Origin of the sequence: Qipengyuania marincola (assembly GCF_029688625.1) — a bacterium.
Lineage (GTDB): Bacteria > Pseudomonadota > Alphaproteobacteria > Sphingomonadales > Sphingomonadaceae > Qipengyuania.
On the sequence record NZ_JARULC010000003.1, the window covers coordinates 392,477 to 411,753 of the forward strand.

General features: G+C 64.0%; 20 protein-coding genes. 12 read left to right on the top strand and 8 right to left on the bottom strand.

The window, feature by feature from the left end; all coding sequences use genetic code 11:
* The first annotated feature begins 45 nt into the window (after positions 1–45).
* The 5 genes from P8Q88_RS11845 to P8Q88_RS11865 all read left to right on the top strand — a co-directional run bounded on the left by P8Q88_RS11845 (position 46) and on the right by P8Q88_RS11865 (position 3,854).
* On the top strand, positions 46–567 hold the full coding sequence (locus tag P8Q88_RS11845; protein ID WP_278324040.1) for a GNAT family N-acetyltransferase: 522 nt from the start codon (positions 46–48) through the stop codon (positions 565–567).
* A gap of 204 nt (positions 568–771) precedes the next feature.
* Positions 772–1,320 carry a DUF1285 domain-containing protein gene (locus tag P8Q88_RS11850; protein ID WP_278324041.1) on the top strand — a complete coding sequence of 183 codons (549 nt, stop codon included), beginning with the start codon at positions 772–774 and terminating at the stop codon, positions 1,318–1,320.
* On the top strand, positions 1,317–1,922 hold the full coding sequence (locus P8Q88_RS11855; protein ID WP_278324042.1) for a CoA pyrophosphatase: 606 nt from the start codon (positions 1,317–1,319) through the stop codon (positions 1,920–1,922). Before P8Q88_RS11850 ends, P8Q88_RS11855 begins: the two co-directional genes overlap by 4 nt.
* The gene (locus tag P8Q88_RS11860) at positions 1,915–3,120 is read left to right on the top strand and encodes a CCA tRNA nucleotidyltransferase (protein ID WP_278324043.1); all 1,206 of its coding nucleotides are present in this window, start codon (positions 1,915–1,917) and stop codon (positions 3,118–3,120) included. The genes P8Q88_RS11855 and P8Q88_RS11860 overlap by 8 nt, the downstream gene beginning before the upstream one ends.
* A 200-nt stretch (positions 3,121–3,320) precedes the next feature.
* Complete coding sequence (locus P8Q88_RS11865) at positions 3,321–3,854, top strand: hypothetical protein (RefSeq protein WP_278324044.1); 534 nt, start codon at positions 3,321–3,323, stop codon at positions 3,852–3,854.
* A 69-nt stretch (positions 3,855–3,923) separates the two neighbouring features.
* On the opposite strand, the gene P8Q88_RS11870 is transcribed toward P8Q88_RS11865, so the two are convergent.
* Positions 3,924–4,706 carry a hypothetical protein gene (locus P8Q88_RS11870; protein WP_278324045.1) on the bottom strand — a complete coding sequence of 261 codons (783 nt, stop codon included), beginning with the start codon at positions 4,704–4,706 and terminating at the stop codon, positions 3,924–3,926.
* Positions 4,707–4,745: 39 nt separating this feature from the next.
* The gene (gene parC / locus P8Q88_RS11875) at positions 4,746–7,034 is read right to left on the bottom strand and encodes a DNA topoisomerase IV subunit A (protein ID WP_278324046.1); all 2,289 of its coding nucleotides are present in this window, start codon (positions 7,032–7,034) and stop codon (positions 4,746–4,748) included.
* A 98-nt stretch (positions 7,035–7,132) separates the two neighbouring features.
* On the opposite strand from parC, the gene P8Q88_RS11880 reads away from it, so the two are divergent.
* Both P8Q88_RS11880 and P8Q88_RS11885 read left to right on the top strand, forming a co-directional pair.
* Positions 7,133–7,690, top strand: coding sequence for a type 1 glutamine amidotransferase domain-containing protein (locus P8Q88_RS11880; RefSeq protein WP_278324047.1), 558 nt, complete (start codon positions 7,133–7,135; stop codon positions 7,688–7,690).
* 146 nt (positions 7,691–7,836) lie between these two features.
* A complete protein-coding gene (locus P8Q88_RS11885; protein WP_278324048.1) occupies positions 7,837–9,531 on the top strand; it encodes a mechanosensitive ion channel family protein in 1,695 nt (564 codons plus the stop codon).
* On the opposite strand, the gene P8Q88_RS11890 is transcribed toward P8Q88_RS11885, so the two are convergent.
* The 3 genes from P8Q88_RS11890 to P8Q88_RS11900 are packed head-to-tail and all read right to left on the bottom strand — an operon-like array spanning position 9,528 to position 11,976.
* Complete coding sequence (locus P8Q88_RS11890; RefSeq protein WP_278324049.1) at positions 9,528–9,857, bottom strand: 2Fe-2S iron-sulfur cluster-binding protein; 330 nt, start codon at positions 9,855–9,857, stop codon at positions 9,528–9,530. The two genes, P8Q88_RS11885 and P8Q88_RS11890, sit on opposite strands and share 4 nt — an antisense overlap.
* Positions 9,854–10,948, bottom strand: coding sequence for a cysteine desulfurase family protein (locus tag P8Q88_RS11895; protein ID WP_278324050.1), 1,095 nt, complete (start codon positions 10,946–10,948; stop codon positions 9,854–9,856). The genes P8Q88_RS11890 and P8Q88_RS11895 overlap by 4 nt, the downstream gene beginning before the upstream one ends.
* On the bottom strand, positions 10,945–11,976 hold the full coding sequence (locus P8Q88_RS11900; RefSeq protein ID WP_278324486.1) for a cysteine desulfurase family protein: 1,032 nt from the start codon (positions 11,974–11,976) through the stop codon (positions 10,945–10,947). Before P8Q88_RS11900 ends, P8Q88_RS11895 begins: the two co-directional genes overlap by 4 nt.
* 110 nt (positions 11,977–12,086) lie before the next feature.
* On the opposite strand from P8Q88_RS11900, the gene P8Q88_RS11905 reads away from it, so the two are divergent.
* The gene (locus P8Q88_RS11905; RefSeq protein ID WP_278324051.1) at positions 12,087–12,743 is read left to right on the top strand and encodes an alpha/beta hydrolase; all 657 of its coding nucleotides are present in this window, start codon (positions 12,087–12,089) and stop codon (positions 12,741–12,743) included.
* Positions 12,744–12,928: 185 nt separating this feature from the next.
* Complete coding sequence (locus P8Q88_RS11910) at positions 12,929–13,609, top strand: energy transducer TonB (RefSeq protein WP_278324052.1); 681 nt, start codon at positions 12,929–12,931, stop codon at positions 13,607–13,609.
* Positions 13,610–13,615: 6 nt separating this feature from the next.
* Here the strand turns inward: P8Q88_RS11910 and P8Q88_RS11915 are convergent, their stop codons facing one another.
* Entirely contained in the window at positions 13,616–13,825 is a 210-nt protein-coding gene (locus P8Q88_RS11915; protein WP_278324053.1) for a hypothetical protein, read from the bottom strand.
* 92 nt (positions 13,826–13,917) lie between these two features.
* Here P8Q88_RS11915 and P8Q88_RS11920 point away from each other — a divergent pair, with 92 nt between their 5' ends.
* From P8Q88_RS11920 to P8Q88_RS11930, 3 genes are all read left to right on the top strand, one after another.
* A complete protein-coding gene (locus P8Q88_RS11920; protein WP_278324054.1) occupies positions 13,918–14,319 on the top strand; it encodes a DUF3597 domain-containing protein in 402 nt (133 codons plus the stop codon).
* Positions 14,320–14,386: 67 nt separating this feature from the next.
* A complete protein-coding gene (locus P8Q88_RS11925) occupies positions 14,387–16,234 on the top strand; it encodes a DUF885 domain-containing protein (protein WP_278324055.1) in 1,848 nt (615 codons plus the stop codon).
* Positions 16,235–16,314: 80 nt separating this feature from the next.
* Positions 16,315–17,856 carry a DUF1570 domain-containing protein gene (locus tag P8Q88_RS11930; protein WP_278324056.1) on the top strand — a complete coding sequence of 514 codons (1,542 nt, stop codon included), beginning with the start codon at positions 16,315–16,317 and terminating at the stop codon, positions 17,854–17,856.
* A gap of 71 nt (positions 17,857–17,927) precedes the next feature.
* On the opposite strand, the gene P8Q88_RS11935 is transcribed toward P8Q88_RS11930, so the two are convergent.
* Together P8Q88_RS11935 and P8Q88_RS11940 are read right to left on the bottom strand one after the other, a co-directional pair.
* Positions 17,928–18,758 carry a glutaminyl-peptide cyclotransferase gene (locus P8Q88_RS11935; RefSeq protein WP_278324057.1) on the bottom strand — a complete coding sequence of 277 codons (831 nt, stop codon included), beginning with the start codon at positions 18,756–18,758 and terminating at the stop codon, positions 17,928–17,930.
* A 49-nt stretch (positions 18,759–18,807) separates the two neighbouring features.
* Complete coding sequence (locus P8Q88_RS11940; protein ID WP_278324058.1) at positions 18,808–19,128, bottom strand: hypothetical protein; 321 nt, start codon at positions 19,126–19,128, stop codon at positions 18,808–18,810.
* Positions 19,129–19,277: the final 149 nt, after the last annotated feature.

The window sequence follows — 19,277 nt, forward strand, 5'->3', positions numbered from 1 at the left end:
AACTTGATCGACTTGGGAGCAAGGCACGCCTAAGCGCCGCGCCCCATGGCGACTCTCCTTCCCCTGTCCGCGATCGACCAGGCTTTGGTCGAAGATCTGCTCGACGCTGCTTTCGGCGAGGGCCGCCACGCGCGCACTGCCTACCGTATCCGTGAGGGTGTCGACTGGCTCGACGGCCTGAGCTTCGCAGCGCTCGACGACGAGGACTATCTCGCCGGCACGATCCAGTTGTGGCCGGTCGCGCTGACCGACCCGCAGGGCCGCCCACATCCGCTGATCATGGTCGGCCCTGTGGCCGTCATGCCGGGGCGTCAGGGCGAGGGTTTCGGGAAGGCATTGATGGCGGCGAGCCTCGGTGCCATCGATGCCGGGTTCGAGGACGGTGCCGCCCCGCTCCCGCAAGTGATGATCGGCGATCCGGACTATTACGATCGCTGGGGCTTCGTGGCGGATCACACCGGCGGCTGGCACTGCCCCGGCCCTTACGAGCCGCACCGGTTGTTGGCGAGGACCGGTAATCCCGCAATCCTGCCGGACAAGGGCATGCTTGGGCCGTGGGGCGGGTAGTTTTTGTTTGGTGCGCTATCGACATCCGTCGATAGCTTGCGGCTGTGCCATCCCGCTCCCCCACCTGGCCACCCATAGAATACCGTGCCGTGGGTGGCCAGGTGGGGGAGCGGGATGGCACAGAACGGTCAGGACGGACGTCCTGACCGCACGCAACCAAAACCTACATTGAGTCCCGCGTCACCTTCTGCCACGACATCGCCAATGCCCTACACCCCGCCACCCGAAATCGCCGGAATGTCGCTTGCCGAAATCGCGCAGGCAATGGCGGATCGCAGGCTGCCGCCGGTCGAGCAATGGTCGCCCGAAAATACCGATGACAGCCGCATGCGCATCGCTGCCGACGGAACTTGGTATTACGATGGATCGCCAGTCAGACGCCCCGGCATGGTGCGCGCCTTCGCCGGGCTGCTGAACCGCGAGGATGACGGCAGCTACTGGTTGGTCGTGCCGTATCAGAAATTGTCGATCGAGGTCGAAGACGCGTGCTTCATCGCCACCGACGTTTCGCGCAAGGATGGCGATCTGGTGTTTCGCACGAATACCGACGACATCGTCGTGGCAGGGCCCGACAATCCCATTCGCGCGGCCGGCGACGCGGACAAGCCCGCGCTTTATGTCCATGTGCGGCGCGGCTGCGAGGCGCGGCTTAATCGCTCGACCTACGAGCAGCTGGCACAGATTGCGCTCGAAGAAGGCGAGGATTTTACCGTGACCAGCGGCGGCCGGACATTTTCGCTCATTCCAGCATGAGCGGCATCTTCGATCGATTGAAACAGCTGTTCGACCACGGGCATGCCCGCGACGTCGGCGAACTGATGTCCGATGCGCGCTTTGCCGATCTGGACCGCACCGCCGATGCCGCCGTGCTGATTGCCGTGACCGAGCGCGCAAACCCCACCGTGCTGCTCACCCAGCGACCGCGAACCATGCGCGACCATCCCGGGCAGGTCGCCTTTCCCGGCGGCAAGCTGGACGACGGGGAGGACGCGGTCGAGGCTGCCTTGCGCGAGGCATGGGAGGAACTCGCCATCCCGCGCGAGCACGTGCGCCTGATCGGTACGACCGACCGCTACCAGACCGGCACCGGCTTCGACATCACCCCCGTGCTTGCAACGGTGCCGCACGATCTGCCCATCCGTCCCGATCCGCGCGAAGTCGAAAGCTGGTTCGAATGCCCGCTCGACAAGCTGATGGATGCCTCGCAATGGGAGCGCAACGAAGTATTCTGGAAAGGCGCGATGCGCGAATATCTCGAGATGGATCACGAGGGCTATCGCATCTGGGGCGTGACTGCGGCGATATGCTGGAACCTGTCGCGCCGGATCGCGTGGCTGGACAGGCATGATGGCTGACCAGCTGCCCGCCAGCGAATGGACGCAGCGCGAAGACCTGGCGCTTCTCGTCGCGGCTCTCGGCGCCGACGACATGCGCTGGGTCGGCGGCTGCGTGCGCGATACGCTGTTGGGGATCGAGCCGGCGGACATCGACTGCGCAACCGTCCATCGCCCCGGCACGGTTATCGACAAATGCCGCGCGGCGGGAATCCGCACCGTACCGACCGGCATCGACCATGGCACGATCACCGCGCTTCTCGATGGCGGCCCGGTAGAGGTCACCACCCTGCGGCGCGACGTATCCACCGATGGGCGCCGCGCGACCGTGGCCTTCGCCGACGAATGGCGCGAGGATGCGGCACGGCGCGACTTCACCATCAACGCGCTCTATGCCCATCCCGAAACGCTGGAGCTGGAGGATTATTTCGGCGGGCTCGCCGATCTGGAAGCGCGGCGGGTGCGCTTCATCGGCGATGCGCGGGAGCGTATTCGCGAGGATCATTTGCGCATCCTGCGCTATTTCCGCTTCCAGGCCCGCTTCGGAGATGCGCTCGACGATGAAGCGATTGCGGCCTGCCAGGAGCTCGCCGGGACGCTGAAAGGGCTCAGTCGCGAACGTGTGGCGATGGAATTGCTCGCGATCCTTGCCCTCCCCGACCCCGTGCCGACCGTGCAACTGATGGAGCGGCTCGGCGTGCTCGCGGTGATCCTGCCGGAAGCGCGCCGTAACGAGATGGTCTGCCTCATTGCCCTCGTCGCATCGGAAAAGGCGCAGGGCCATTCACCGGACGCGATCAGGCGGCTCGCCGCCCTGCTGCCGCCGATCCCCACAATTGCCGAAGCCGTGGCGGCGCGGCTTCGGCTATCGAAGATGCAGCGCGCGCGGCTGGTCTGCGCGGCCGAGCGCAAGCCGGCAGATTGCGACGCCCCGCACGCCCTCGCCTATCGCGAAGGCAGCGAATGCGCCATCGATCGCCTGCTTCTCGCTGGTGCCGAGACGGCCGCGGTGCGGGAGTGGGCCATTCCCGAACTCCCGCTCAAGGGCGGAGAGATCGTGGCGCGAGGCGTTGGCAAGGGGCCCGAGGTCGCGCGCATCCTGCGCGCCGTGGAAAGCCGCTGGATCGACGAGCACTTCCCCGATCGCGCGCGAGTGGAAACACTGCTCGCCGAAGAACTCGGCCAGCGTTCCGCGAGTGACGACGAGGCTTCAGCTTAGCTTAAGCTGCACTGCAACATAAAGGGCCTACATTTGCCTCTTCGGGCATGATGTGCCAAAGCGTGACCGCGCTCCACTGGGGCCCAGCGAATTGTGCACCCGCGAAGGGTTGCTCTCGCTTTTCCATTATTAGCGGTTCCCCTGTGCTTATGCGCCTGGGAAACTGCATCTGTCGAAGAACAAGTCTTGGAGTTCAATTTATGAAGTTTGCGAAGCTGGCCGTTGCTGCCGTCGCTCTTGCCGCCACCCCCGCCCTCGCCAACGACCAGGTCGTTGCCGGTGCCACCGTCTATGGCCCGCAGGGCGGCGAAGTCGGGACCATCGTGGCCGTCGAAAACGGCCAGGCCGTGCTCGACACCGGCAAGCACAAGGTTCCGCTGGCAGTCAACATGTACGGCCAGGGCGAAACCGGCCCGACCATCACTGTGACCAAGGACCAGATCAACGGCATGATCGACGCTCAGCTGGCGGAAGCCGCCGCGAAGCGTGACGCCGCGCTGGTCGTCGGTGCCGAAGCCATGGCCGCAGACCACGCGCCGCTCGGCACCATCCTCGAAGTCGAAGGCGACAATGTCGTCATCGCTCGCGGTGGCGACGAGGCCGACAAGGTCACGCTGCTGCGCACGCACTTCGACGCGACCGATCACGGCCTGATGGCCCGCCTGACCAATGCGCAGATCGACGCGGCCATGTCGCAGGCTGCTGCACCGACCACCGGCGACGCCGGCGAGTAAGCCCCTTTCGGGATCGAAAAGCGGAAGGCCGGGAGCGCGACGGGCGCTCCCGGCCTTTTTCGTGCGCGATCAAATAATCGTGGTTCTCAGCATGGACAGCTTCAGGGGCGCACCGTCGCGGGCTTCCCATTCGAGCTTCCAGGTCTGGGCGCTGTCACGGTCGGGGAAGCGCGCCTCGATCAGAAAGGGCTCGCCCTCGCCAACCGGGCGGATGCTGCACAGTCGGGTGCGGCCTTCGATCGGCCCGCAATCTTTCCCTAGACCCCGGACGTTCAGCATCGTCAGATCCTGCGGGTCGAAGGCCGCGAGCGTTCCCAGCGCGTCGTCGCATGCCCCCGCGTCGGTTCGGCACTCGAGCTGGTCCGGGCCGATGCCGCCGAACTTCGCGGTATCGATAATTTCGGCAAGCGTGCGAAGGCCGTAAAGCTGCCGGTCGGGGTAGCGCTCGTTGCGCGGCACCATGCCGGTCGCCGCGACACAGCGATCGCCGCCCACCACGGCGCGTGGCGCGACAAGGTCCTGTGCCGGCCTGCGTTCGGCAATCCGGCTTTTGCCGCCTGGAAGGTCTTCCAGCAGGAAGCGATAGGTCGCGCGCCGACAGGTTCCATCGTTCCCGTCGCGAACCGGGCCCGTGTACACCGCATCGAACGTGCCTGGTAGCGCGAGGTGGCCGGTCCAGATCCTGCCGCTTTCGATGGTTCGCGCCACGTCCGCCGGAAGGAACAGGCCAACCTGATCGAGGGGGTCGCTCGCAATGAGCACATCCCTTGAAGGCAAAGGCTGCTCTGCCTCGCCAGCTTGCGCTGGTGCAGGCATGATTGCGACGCCAAGGGCAGCAAGTAACAGGCGCATGGCGCAAGCCTCTACCGCCGCGATCGACAAATCAAGCCCTTAGCCGAAACGATTGTCGCGCGGGAAACCCTGTGGCGGCAATCGCCCTGCCCCGCCGCGGGCGACCTTCCACTGCCACATCTCCGGCTCGGTCCGCGTGCGGCCTTCCTTGCCGCCCATCGTCCAGCTCAGGCCGTCCTCCAGCTTGAAGGTCGTCGCGTCGGACAAGCCGCCATCACGATAGTTTTGCAGCTTGACGCCCTGGCCCTTGGCGAGATCGGGCAGTTCTTCGAGGTTGAATACGACGAGTTTGCGATTGTCGCCGACCACGGCGACGTGATCGTGCTCCGCGGCGATCGGCCGCGCGACGGCGAGTTTCGCATCGCCCTTGAGATTGACGACCTGCCGCCCTTTTCGCGTTTCGGCGAGCAGATCGTCAGTGGTGGCCGCAAAGCCCTTGCCCGTGGTCGCCGCCAGCAGCAGTCGCTGCTTCGGCTTGTGGACGACCACCGCGATGATGTTCGCGCTGGTATCGATGTCGAGCGTGTTGCGCACAGGTTCGCCGAAACCGCGTGCGCCCGGCAATTTGTCAGCACCCAGCGTGAAGAAGCGGCCATCATCCGCCGCCAGCAACAGCTTGTCGGTCGTCTGCGCATGCAGAACGAAGGCCGGCCCGTCGCCTTCCTTGAACTTGAAATCCTGCTCCAGATCGACATGGCCCTTGGCGGCGCGGATCCAGCCCTTTTGCGAGAGGATGACCGTCACCGGCTCCTTTTCGATCATGGCATCCATGCTGAATTCGACTGCTGGTGCCGCTTCCGCGATGGTCGTGCGGCGGCGGCCGAGATCGGTGTCCTCCGCATATTCCTTGCGCAGCGCATTGAGGTCGCGCTTCAAGCGCGTGCGCTGGCGGGCGGGCGAACCGAGGAGCTTTTCCAGTTCCTCCTGCTCTTTCAGCAACTCGTCGCGCTCTTCGCGCAGCTGCATTTCCTCCAGCTTGCGCAAGGACCGCAGGCGCATGTTGAGGATCGCCTCGGCCTGCCGGTCGGTGAGCTTGAACTCCTCCATCATCACGGCCTTGGGCTCATCCTCGGTGCGGATGATCTCGATCACGCGGTCGAGATTGAGGAAGGCGATGATATAGCCTTCGACCAGCTCCAGCCGCTTGGCAATCTGGTCGAGCCGGTGGCGGCTGCGGCGCTGAAGGATGTCGATCTGGCTGGCGATCCAGTTGTCCAGCAGCTCCTTCAGCCCCATCACCATCGGCGTACGCGTGCGGTCGAGCACGTTGAGGTTTAGGCCGAAGCGCGTCTCCAGATCGGTCAGCTTGTAAAGGCTTTCCTTGAGCAGCTCGGGATCGACATTGCGGCTGCGCGGCACGAGCACGAGGCGGATGTTCTCGTCGCTTTCGTCGCGCACGTCCTCAAGGATCGGCAGCTTCTTGTCGGCGATCAATTGCGCGATCTGCTCGATCAGCTTGCCCTTCTGCACCTGGTAGGGGATCTCGCTGACGACCAGCTGCCATTGCCCGCCGCCGAGCCGCTCTATGCCCGCGTCCCGATCCTCGGCCTTGTCCGCTTCGGCTGAATGGAACCGCCCGCGCACCCTGAAGGACCCGCGACCGGTCTCATAGGCGTGGCTGATCGTCTCGGCGCTCTCCGGCACGACGCCGCCGGTGGCGAAATCCGGCCCCTTGAACAGCTCCATGAGCCGCGCATGCTCGACATGCGGATTGTCGATCACCTCCAGCGTCGCATCGACGATCTCGGCAACGTTATGTGACGGGATGTTGGTCGCCATGCCGACTGCGATCCCGCTGGCGCCATTGGCGAGCAGATTGGGGAAAAGGCCCGGCATGATCTCCGGCTCTTCTTCTTCGTTATTGTAGGTCGGGATGAAGTCGACCGTGCCTGCGTCGAGGCCTTCCATCAGGCGCATCGCCGTCTTGGTCAGGCGCGCTTCGGTATAGCGATAGGCCGCGGCGTTATCGCCGTCGATATTGCCGAAGTTTCCCTGTCCTTCGACCAACGGATAGCGCAGGGCGAAATCCTGCGCGAGGCGGACCATCGCATCGTAAGCCGCGGTGTCGCCGTGCGGGTGGTATTTGCCGATCACCTCGCCGACCACGCGGGCCGATTTCTTGAAGCCGCTTGCCGGGTCGAGCTTCAATTGCCGCATGGTCCACAGCAAGCGCCGGTGAACCGGCTTCAACCCGTCGCGCAGATCGGGCAGCGAGCGCGCGGTGATCGTGCTCAGCGCATAGACGAGATAGCGTTCCGACAGCGCGGAATCGAACGGCGCGTCGACGATTGCGTCGAAAGGGTCTTTTTCGTCTTCGAGAGTGGCCATGTCGCTCGCCCTACCACTGCCACGGCTCGCCTGTCACCGCGGAACGATGGGTCATCCCCATACGTTGCACGAGCAATAGCAAATCAAGGAGAACTGCCATGACCAAGCGCGTTATGATCCTCGCCACCGACGGTTTCGAACAGTCGGAACTCATGAAGCCGAAAGCCAATCTCGAGAAGGCCGGGATAGAGACCACGATCGTCAGCCTCGAAAGCGGCGAGATCAAGGGCTGGGACCAGAAGGATTGGGGCGAAAGCGTCAAGGTCGACAAGACTGTCGATGAGGTCTCGGACTGTTCGGGCTTCGATGCCCTGCTGCTACCGGGTGGCCAGATGAACCCCGACATTCTGCGCATGAACGACCGCGCCATCGCCATCGTTCGTGAATTCGGGATGGCCGACAAGCCCATCGCTGCAATCTGCCACGCGCCGTGGTTGCTGGCCGAAGCGGATCTTATCAAGGGCAAGACCGTGACGGGTTGGCCGTCGATCCGCACCGACTTGAAGAATGCCGGTGCGAGCGTCGTCGACCAGGAAGTGGCCGTTGACGGCAATCTCATCACCAGCCGCAATCCCGACGATATTCCCGCGTTCAGCCAGGCACTGATGGAAATGCTCGGTGAGCACGTGAAGCAGGAAGAGCTCGAAACAGCCTGATCCGATTACTCAGGAGTGAAACAGGCCTCGCCGCGTCATCGCGGTGGGGCCTTTTGTTTATGCAAATATAACCGAAACAAGGCGAAAGCGCCTGCCAACAGGCAGCTTGTCGGACCCATCGCGTTTGCTCGCGCATTGGGTGAGGCATGGGACCAGCACTCGGATTTCTCGTCGCCCGCATCCTTTTCGTCGTCGCGCTAATCGCCATGGTGCCTCCGGCGCTGGCGCAGGGGCGCAGCGTGGCAGAGGACAGCGAACCCTACGTCTATGAAGTCGAGAGCCTGCAGAATGCGACCGGCGCCGAAACGCCGCTCGACCTCGATACGCCGATGGGGCTCATGGAAAGCTTTCTCGCGGCCGGTGAAGCGGGCGACTGGGAGAGCGCATCCGCTGCGCTCGACCTTGCCAATGTCGACGGCGGGGACCCGGACAGGCTTTCCGCCCAGCTCTACGATCTTGTCCACCGCTCGATCCCGATCAGCTGGACCAGCCTGCCCGATCGGCCCGACGCGGTCGACACCGCCACCACGAGCGAAGATCCCATGGCAGGAGTCGCGCGCCGGTCCATCACCATCGGGCGACTGGCACTACCGGACCGACTGATCCCGATCCGCATCGCGCGCGTCCAGGCCCCCGATGGCGAACCGGTCTGGGTGTTCAGCCGCCAGACCGTCGCCAATGTGCCCGCGCTTTACGAGGTCTACGGCCCGACTGCTTTCGAAAAGGCCCTGCCCGCATCGCTGCGCAAACAGGCGTTCTGGACGCTCGCCTGGTGGGAAGTGATTGCCCTGCCCCTGATCCTGCTGGCAGGTGTCCTGGCCGCCGCGCTGACCTATCTGGCCATCCGCCGCTGGCGCGCCTCGATCGAGGACGGAACCAAGTTGCACGGGGTCGTCACCGCAATCCACATGCCGGCCACACTGCTCGCCTTTGCCGGAACGATCGCGCTGGTCCGGGCGACCTTCTTCAAGCTGTCGGGGCCGGTGCGCGACCTGCTCGACCCGCTGCAGCTCACGTTGATCGTGGCGGCGATCATTGGGATCGCCCTCTCGGTCATCGAGGCTCTGTTCGACTTCGTGACGAGCGAGCGTACCGAGGAATTGGAAGCGCCCGACAATCACGAGGACCGCAATTTCTACACCAAGCTCAGCGCGATGCGAAGGATCGTCACCGTCCTGCTGCTGCTCGGAGGGATCGGGTTCCTGCTGGTCGCCAGCAATCTGTCGAGCACGCTCGGTTTCTCGATCATGGCATCCGCGGGCGTGCTGGGCCTGGTATTGGTCTTCGCCGCGCGAAAGGCGCTGGGCGACATCATGGCGAGCGTGCAGATCGCCTTCGCGCAGACCGCACGGATCGGCGATGCGGTGCATTATGATGGCCAATGGTGCTATGTCGAAAAGATCGGCTTCACCCATTTGCGCCTGCGCACCTGGGACGAACGCCGCGTCATCGCTCCGGTCAGCGACTTCACCAGCAACAGCTTCGAAAACTGGACCAAGCAGGATTCCAGCCTGATGATGCATGTAGATCTGGAATTCGACAATCGCGCCGATATCGACCGCCTGCGCGGCCCATTCCGCGAGTTCGTCGATCGCGACGAGGGCGTGATCGATGGCGAGGATGCGGCCTGCAATGTCATCGACCAGAACGCCAAGGCTATGGTCGTGCGGTTCTTGGTGCGGGCGCGCGATCCCAAGTCAGGGTGGCGCATGCATTGCCGGTTGCGCGAGCACATGCTGGCCGCTGCGACGAAACTCGATGCCGCGACCGGCGACGAGCCGATGCCGGTCTATTTCGCCCGGGAGCGCGAAGTTCAGGTGACCGAGGGCGCGGCTGCCTAGAACCGCCGCATGTCGTGGCTCTCGGCGGGAATCGAGACCGCCAACCCGTCGAGCGCTTCGGTCAGGTCGATCTGGCAGGAGAGGCGGCTGGTGCGTGCAACACCCGCCGCGAGGTCGAGCATGTCCTCTTCCTCCTCGCTCGCTTCCTCGAGCCGGTCGAACCATTCGGGCGCGACGATCACATGGCAGGTGGAGCAGGCCATCTGGCCTTCGCACGTCCCTTCCAGGGGCAGTCCGGCGGCCTGCGCGACACGTAAGAGATTGTCTCCGGACTCGCATTCGGCGGAAACGGTATCGCCCGCGGAAGTCGTGAATTCGACCCTCACAGGGCGCCCTGCGCTTTCGCCGCGGCGTTGATCTTTTCTGCCGCCTGCTCGATCTCGTCCATGGTGGTGTAGCGCCCGAAGCCGAGGCGGATGGACGCCTTCGCGAGCTTTTTCGGGAGGCCGATCGCTTCGAGCACATGACTGGTGCGCCCCGAGCCACTGGCGCAGGCGGAGCCGGCGGAGAACATCACGTCGCGCACGTCGCTCATCAACCGGTTTACATCCAGCCCGCCGCCATTCGGCCCGCGCGGGCGAATGTTGAGATTGCCGTGCCAGCGCGCCTCTGCGCTGCCGTTCAGCTCCCAATTCTCGAACAGTTCGCTGGCACGCTTCCAGAGCTTCTGCACATGCTCGGCGTCCTGCTCCATCCGGTCCTTTGCCTCCTGCGCCGCGGCGCCCATGCCTGCGATCAGCGCCGCGCTGAGTGTGCCAGACCGCATGCCGAATTCCTGCCCGCCACCCGTCTGCACCTCGTCCAGTGACAGCCCCTCGCGCACCCACAGCGCGCCGACGCCCTTCGGACCGTGAAATTTGTGCGCGCTAATGGCGATCATGTCCGCGCCGGTTAGCTCGATCCGGCCATAGGCTTGCACTGCGTCGCAGAAATAGAGCGCGTTGTTCTCCTTCGCCTTGCGGTGCCATTCGATGGTCGGTTGGATCGTGCCGATCTCGTTGTTCACCTGCATCAGACAAACTAGCCGAGTGTCGCTCGGCAAATCCTGCTTGGTGTTGCACTGCCCGTTCCTGGCGACATTGAGTACATGGCACTTGCCCGCATCCTGTGCGGTGTCGAGCACGGCGGCATGTTCGATCGCGGAAACCGATACGGCTCCACCCTTGCCGCTTCCGCGAATGGCGAGATTGATCGCCTCGGTCGCGCCGCCGGTGAAGATCACCTTGCCGCCGGCCGGGAACAGCGCCGCCACCTGCTCGCGCGCGAATTCGACGGCGGCTTTTGCCTGCCGCCCCATGCGGTGCGGGCTGTGCGGATTGCCGAAGCCGGTCCCGCCCGGCCCGTCGAGCCAGCGCAGCATCGCGTCGCGCGCCTCGGGCGCGAGCGGGGTGGTGGCCTGGTAATCGAGATAGATCATGCGTTTGCCATCTCAAGCCACACCTCGCAGAAGCGTTCCACCTCGGCGCGCGTCGTGTTCCAGCCGAGCGACACGCGGATCGTATTTGCGGCGATCTCCGGCTCGACCTGCATCGCCTCCAGCACGCGGCTGGTTTTCATCGTGCCGCTGGAGCAGGCGCTGCCCTGCGAGACCGCAATGCCCGCCATGTCGAAGCGCATGACCTGCGCGGTCGCGCTTATTTTCGGCATGGCGATGGCGCGAATGTAGGGCGTGGGGTCGGAGAGTGGGAGGGTATGGCCGAGGCTATTGAGCGGTTCGAACACGGCCGGACCGACATAAGGATCGGTAGCTGCCTCCAGCGCAGCCGCCATCCCCAGCGCGCCGGGCACGTTCTCAGTCCCACGCCGGTAGCCGCGCTCGTGGCCGCCGCTCGGCTCCAGCATTGCGTAGTCCCGCAGGAGCAGCGCGCCGATCCCGATCGGGCCACCGAACTTGTGCGCCGAGATGATCGCCATGTCGCAGCGCGGAAGTTCGAATTTACCGGCGCTCTGGGCGCAATCGGCGAGCAACAGGCCATTCGCGGACTGCACGATCCCGCCAATCGCGTCGAGATCCTGCCGGTTGCCTGTTTCGGAATTGACATGCTGCACAGCGACAAGCGGTCGCTCACGCTGGACGGCCTCCATCAGGACTTCGAGATCGAGCGCCCCCTCGGCTCTTACCGGCAGGCGCTCCGCATCGGGCGCGGCCTGCAGGATGCAGTCGTGTTCGACAGCCGAAACCAGCCGCGCGCCCGCCTTCGCCTCGCGCAGCGCCAGCGCTGCCGCCTCGCTCGCGCCGCTGGTGAAGATCACCTCCCCGTCCCAGTCGAGCGCCGTCTTGATCCGCTCTCGCGCGTCCTCAAGCAGGCTCCGCGCCTTGCGCCCTTCCGCATGCGGCGAACTCGGATTGGCCCATAGCCGCAAGCCCTCCTCCATCGCTACTTGCGCTTCGGGGCGCAGCGGCGAGGTGGCGGCATGATCGAGGTAGATGCGTTCGGGAATGATACGGGCTCGAAATTATTGCGAAATCGGTGGCAGACCCTATATAGCCCGCGACCTCGCATGCGCCACCCGTGGCCGCGCGATACAGCACTAGTCCGACAGGTACCTCTTCCATGCCGACCGTCATCTTCCCCGGCCCCGAAGGCCGTCTCGAAGGCCGTTTCTCGCCCGCCCCGCGCCCGCGTGCGCCGGTGGCGATGATCCTGCATCCGCACCCGCAGGGCGGCGGCACGATGAACGAGCAGATGACGCAGCGGCTTTACAAGACCTTCGTCAATCGCGGCTTCGCCACGCTGCGCTTCAATTTCCGCGGCGTCGGCCGCAGCCAGGGCAGCTTCGACAACGGGATCGGAGAGCTCTCTGATGCCGCGAGCGCGCTCGACTGGGTGCAGCAGGTCCATCCCGAAGCTCAGGTAACCTGGGTCGCCGGCGTCAGCTTCGGTGCGCTGATCGGCATGCAGTTGCTGATGCGCCGCCCCGAGATCCGCGGCTGGATCAGCATTGGCGCGCCTGCCAGCATGTACGATTTCTCCTTCCTCGCTCCGTGCCCTGCCAGTGGGATCTTCATCCACGGCGCGCAGGATACGGTGGTGCAGCCGCAGGCGGTAACCAAGCTGGTCGAGAAGCTGCGTACGCAAAAGCACATCACTGTGCATCACGAGGAAATTCCGCGCGCCAACCACTTCTTCGAAAACGAGCAGGAAGAGCTGATGAAGTCGGTCGACAACTACCTCGACTTCCGCCTCGACCCCGCCTGCCCGATCAAGTGACGTCCTGAAATTGCACGCCGATCCAACTCGGCGCGCAGGTCATCTCCCATAGATTTCGTCGGTCTGGCGGCATGCAGATTCGCGTCAGCTATCTGCGAGAATTTGACAATGTTTTGTTATGTTGTAACATTGCGCATACGAGGAGTCGCAAACTGAGCCTCCCGCTTTTGGAAGAGGAGCAACCCATGTCCTACGTCTCGCAATCGAGTGGCCCGAATTACGGCAGTATCGCCGCGGTGGTCGGCATTCATGCAGCGATCGGTGCGCTGCTGGTCACGGGCCTGACCGTCAGTGGGGCACTACCGGATATCATCAACAAGATCGACGCGCGCAACATTCCCGACACGCCGCCGCCACCGCCCCCTCCCCCGCCGCCAGAAAACACGGAAACACCCAAGGAGAGCACCAGCCTGCCAGTCTTCACGCCGGTGCCCAAACTCGACATCAAGCCGACCCCACCGGTGATCGACACGACCGATCTGATCCCGCCGCCAATACCAAGTCCGCGGCCCGGCCGGGGCGACATCGTGCTGCCCAAGCCGGCACCGCCGTCGCCGCAGCCAAGCTTCGATCCGGTCGCCGCGCAACCGAAGAACAATCCGGCCAGCTGGCTCTCGAACAACGATTATCGGCCCAGCTGGACCCGCAAGGAACTGACAGGCCTCGCAAGGTTCCGGCTCGAGATCGCGAGCAACGGGCGCGTTACCGGCTGCACCATCACCGGCTCCACCGGGCATCCCGAACTGGACGAGGCGACCTGCAAGCTGGTCACGCGCCGCGCCCGCTTCGAACCGGCGCGCGGTGGCAATGGCGATGCGGTGGCCGGCAGCTACACCGGCTCGGTCCTGTGGCAATTGCCGGAGTAGCGGCTGTTAGCGAGCGCCCTGTTCGAGCTTGTCGAGCGGGGCCTCGCCACCGGCATCTGGCAAGGTCCAGATCGCGACGTTGGCCAGCGCAACGACGGCCAGCAACACCATCAGCAGGGCGTTCTTCGCATTGCCCGTGCGGCGCCAGAGAAACCAGGCACCGATGACCAACAGGATCGCGGCGAGAACGGTCAGCGAAAGCACGGCATCGAGCATTCCGCCTCAATAGCCACTCCGCCTGCCGCTGCAAGCCTGCCCGCCGGAACACCGGACTTCCGGCTCCGTTGCGAAAGGGAAGGAGACGGTAGATGAGCATTTTCGGCAAGATCAAGGACGCCATTTTCGGCGACAAGGACGAGAAGGCCACCGCGCCCAAGTCGACACCTGCGAACCGTCCCGCCACGCAGGCACCGCGCCCCACGGCCCAGAACGCACCGCCGGCCAAGCCACAGGCAAGGCCGGTGGTCGATGTCGAGAACCATCTCGACGCCATGCCAGGCGCCGATCGCCTGAATTGGCGCACTTCGATCGTCGACCTGATGAAGTTGCTGGGCATCGATTCCGATTACGAAAGCCGCAAGGCGCTGGCGCAGGAAATGGGGCGCAACGACTATTCCGGTTCGGCAGAGGACAACGTCTGGCTGCATCGCCGCGTGATGAGCGAGGTCGCTGCCAATGGCGGCAAGGTGCCCGCCGACATGCGCGACTAGGCATGAAGGGGATGCCGGGCATTTCAGGCATTTGACACGCGCGGGCGCGCGGCGCACACCGCCGCGCATGAACGCACCTAGCTTTGACATCACCCGTCGCCAGGCCCTCGCCGGGCTTGGCGCGACCACCGCCCTTACTCTTGCCGGCTGCGCGTCGATCCCGCGTGAGGAGGGCCTGGTCCAGGCCAAGCAGATCGGCGCAGACACGCTGCTCGAAGTCGTGGCCTACAACCTGCTCGAACACGAACCGGAGCGCGCGACCGGGCTCGGCGTGGATACGGCACGCTATGCCTATCTTCGCAGCCGGCTGGAAGACCAGTCGCCCGAGGGACAACAGGCCTTCGCCGCAACGCTGAAGCAGGACCTCGAGCGCGTTCGAGCCGTGCCGCGCGAAGGTCTCGACAGCGATACGGTGACCAATCTCGACGTCGTTCAAAGTGCCTATGAGCTTGCGCTTGACGGCTTTGCCCTGCCCTATGGCGATACGCCGGTCGGCAATTGGCGGACCGCGCCCTATGTGGTGATCCAGAATGTAGGCGAATATCTCGCCCTGCCGCGCTTCATGCAGTCGTCCCACAATGTGAGCGATGGCGATGATGCTGACGCCTATATCGAGCGGATGGAGCAGATGCCGGCCGTTTTCGCCGGCGAGCTGGAGCGGATCCGCATGGCCCGTGGCATGGGCGTGGTGCCGCCGTCTTTCCTGCTCGACAAGGCCATCGGCCAGATGCGGCAGACACTGCAGAGCGCGTCGAAGGGAGAGTTGTTCGCCGACGATCTGCGCGCGAAACTCAATTCCAAGGGCATGCCGGAAAGCCACGCCAACCGCGCCCTCAACCTCGAGACCACGGTCATCGCAGAAGCGCTCGAGCGCCAGCTGGCAGAGCTGATCGCAGAGCGCGCGGTTGCCAGCGACGCGCCCGGTATTTCCGCCCGTCCGCGCGGTGAGGAATTCTACGACTGGGCCCTGCGATCGAGCACGACGACGCGCCTTTCCCCCGACGAGGTTCACCGGCAGGGCCTCGACGAACTGGAGGCGCTGCACGCCCGCATGGATCCGATCCTGCGCGATATCGGATACACTTCCGGTTCGGTGGGCGAGCGGATGCAGAAACTGAGCCGGGATCCGCGCTACAAGTTCGCCGAGGGCGATGCAGGGCGCGAGGAAATCATGGCCTTCATCTGGGACCGGATCGAATGGATCAAGGACCAGATGCCGCGCGCCTTCAACACGCTGGTCGACCCGAACCTTGAGGTGAAGCGCATCCCACCGGCGGAGGAAGTCGGCGCGCCGGGTGCCTATGGCGGGGCCGGCAGCAAGGATGGCAGCATTCCCGGCCGCTTCTGGATCAATTTGCGCAGCACCGACCTGCACCGCAAATACGATCTAGCCGATCTCACCTATCACGAGACCATCCCGGGCCATGTGTGGGAGGGCGAATATTCGAATCGCCTCCCGCTGATCCGCTCGATCCTGGCGTTCAATCCCTTCAGCGAAGGCTGGGCGCTGTATGGCGAGCAGCTGGCGGACGAGCTTGGCGCCTATGACGAGTTCAAGGTCGGACGTCTCGGCTATTTGCAAAGCCTCGCCTTCCGCGCCTGCCGCATGGTCGTCGACACGGGCCTGCACGCCAAGGGCTGGAGCCGCGACCAGGCGGTGCGGTTCTTCGTCGAACGCAACGGCAGCAAGCGCGACGAGGTGGAGAGCGAGGTCGACCGCTATTGCAGCTGGCCCGGCCAGGCGACCGGCTACAAGCTCGGCCACAGCCGCATCGTCGACCAGCGCGAGCGGGCTCGCGCAGCACTTGGCAGCCGGTTTGACGTGAAAGGGTTCAACGACGCTGTGATCCTGGGCGGCAATGTGCCGATGGACGTGCTGGAGAAGAATGTGGGTCGTTATCTTGCTGGAGCGTGATTGAAAGGCCGCAAGAGCTTTTACTTTCTTCACCCTTACTTCCGTGCGATAGATGTTCCGGTAAAATGGGGGTCGCATTCATGCGCTATCTAACGGGACTTCTTGCCGCCGCGCTCTTCGTCACACCGGCGCAGGCAGACTGGCATGTCGCGCAGTCGGATAATTTTGTCGTCTATGCCGACGATCGCTGGCAGGATGTTCAGGAGTTTGCCGAAGCGCTGGAACGCTATCATTCGGCGATGAGCCTGCTCCAGAACCGCGAGAGAACAGCACCAAGTCCTTCCAATCGGGTGACGATCTACGTAGTCGGTAACGAGAGCAAGATCCGCAAGCTGGTGGGCGAGGATGCCAGAAACATCGCCGGCTTCTATATTCCGCGCGCGGGCAGTTCGGTAGCCTTTGTGCCGGTTATCAGCATGCGCGGCCGGGAAACGGATTTCTCGGTCACGGTCCTGCTGCACGAGTATGCACATCACTTCCTCATTTCGAACTCGCCATTCGCAATGCCGCGCTGGGTGAACGAGGGAGGTGCGGAATTCTATGCGTCCGCCAAGTTCGAAAAGGATGGCGGTATCGCGATCGGACGCCCGGCCTATCACCGTGCGGCGGAGCTTGCCTATGCCAAGGACGTCAGCGTTGAAGAGCTGATCGATCCTGATCTCTACGAGAAGAACAAGGGAAAGCGCTTCGATGCCTTTTATGGCCGGGCATGGGCGCTCTATCATTACCTGTTTTTCTCCGACGAGCGGAGGGGGCAGTTTTCCGCCTATCTCAATGCAATCGTGAACGGCAGCGAACCGCGGCAGGCTGCCATCGACGCTTTCGGCGATCTTGCTGTCCTGCAAAAGGACCTCGACAGATATATCGACCAGCGGCGCATGTCCGTGTTCGAACTTCCTGTCGATCTGGTGCCCATCGGCGCGGTCGAAGTCCGCAAGCTATCCGAAGGCGAGGCGGCGGCAATGCCGCTGCGTATCCGCTCAAGACGCGGCGTTACGCAAGAGCAGGCTGCAGAATTGCTTCCTGACATGCGGGAGATTGCTCAGCAATATCCCAATGATGCAGCAGTGCTTGCCGCTCTGGCAGTGGCCGAATTCGATGCCGGGAACGATGATGCCGCGATTATCGCAGCCGATCGGGCGCTCGCGATTGATCCCGCGACGAAGGACGCCCTGGTGCAGAAAGGCTTCGCCCTGTTTCGAAAGGCGGAAGAGGCGGAGGATCGCGATGCGGCCTACGCTGACGCAATGGTGCCCTTCTCCGCGCTCAATCGGCTGGAAACCGATCACCCCCTGCCGCTGATGTATTATTACCGTAGCTTCGTCGAGCGGGGTAAAGAGCCGAATGAGACCGCGCGTCATGCGTTGGAACGGGCTTCTCAGCTTGCGCCCTTCGACAAATCGCTTCGCTTCAATACCGCCCTGATGCAGGCCGCCGAGGGCAAGATCGCGGCTGCACGCTATACCATGGCGCCGCTGGCCAGCGACCCGCATGGCGGCGGCATGGCCGGGCTGGCGCAGCGCTATCGGCTGGAACTGGCCGAGGCTGAGGAAGGCGAGCCCTGGTTCCCCCAGATTGACATCGCGGTGGATGATGCGGTCGAGGCCGCGACGGCTGAGTAGCCGACAAGCCGTGCACCAATCGCATTAATGTGCCTGATCACGGGCGCATCTGTCGGCCGAGAAAATAATGCTCAGCGTAGCTCCGCATCCGTGGGCACGAGCCGGATTTCGTAGAGCTCGGGCCACAGCTTGCCGGTCACGAACAGTCGCCTGTTTTCCTCGTCCCAGGCGATGCCGTTGAGCACGGCGTCCGTTTCCGACACGGGGACCGTCGCCACTAGTGTCGAAAGATCGACAATACGCTGCACAATGCCAGTGGACGGGTCTATCGCGACGATAAACGGTGACATCCAGACATTGGCAAAGACGAGGCCGTCGATCATCTCGAGCTCGTTAAGCCGCGCGAGCGGACGGCCGTTCACCGTCACTTCGATGCTTCTCAGCACAGCAAATGTCTCGGGATCAAGGACCCGCAGCGTCGCGCTGCCATCGGAATGGATCAGTCCCTCCGCCGATGCCGTCAGCCCCCAGCCGTGCAGCGGATAATCCTCTCGCGTTGCCTCCAGCGCCAAGGTCTCGGCATCCCAGCGGTGGATCGCACCGTCGCGCCAGGTCAGGCTGATCAGCTGGTCGTTCCACGCCGCCAGTCCCTCGCCGAACTGGTCCGGAGGCAAGGCGCTTTCGCGCACCACTCGCCCGGTTTCGAGCTCGACTTCGCGGATCACCGACTGCCCCACGCGGCCCGTGCTTTCGAACAGGGCGCCGTTGCGCCACAGCAACCCTTGCGTGAAAGCCGCCGTATCGTGCGGGTAGCGCCCGACAATCTCCGCGCGATAGATTGTGGGACCCACCGTGCTTTCCGCGACAGCCGGAGCGGTACTGGACTGCTCGCCCTGAGCGGCCACCGGGCCGGCACAGATGCCTGCAAGCAGGGCCGCCCAGGCTAGCAGGAAGCGTTTCATGTCGAAGTGATGTTCTCGCGAAGCCGAACGCGACATGAAGCGCGCGGTCCTATTTCTTGCCGAACAGGCCGCCTGCCATGCTAGCAATGTCGTTGAGTGGGTTTCCGTCGCCATCGCGGTCCAGCATGCTGGCGAATTTGGCGAGCGAGCCCTCGCCACCGATGGCGTCGCGAATTTGCTCGAGCATCTGTGCATCAATGCCGGTCTTGCCGGCTGCGACTTCGATAGTGTCGCCGGGGTCCTGATGCGCCTCTCCCAGCGCGGCAACTGCCTTTGCCGCCATGTCCGGGTCGATCCCGAACTTTTCCGCCATATTGGTGACAGTCGGATTCCCGCCTACCTGGCCAAGGATTTGATCGAACAGTCCCATCGTCGAATCTCCCGAGTATCGATGCGCCCCGCGGGCAGTCTGGCCCAGAAAGGGCGCAAGAAAAAGCCCCGGTCCGGTTTCCCGGCCGGGGCTTCTCTTTGAGGTCCGCGCAAGACCGTGTCCTGCGCAGGTCCCTCCTCTCCAACTGT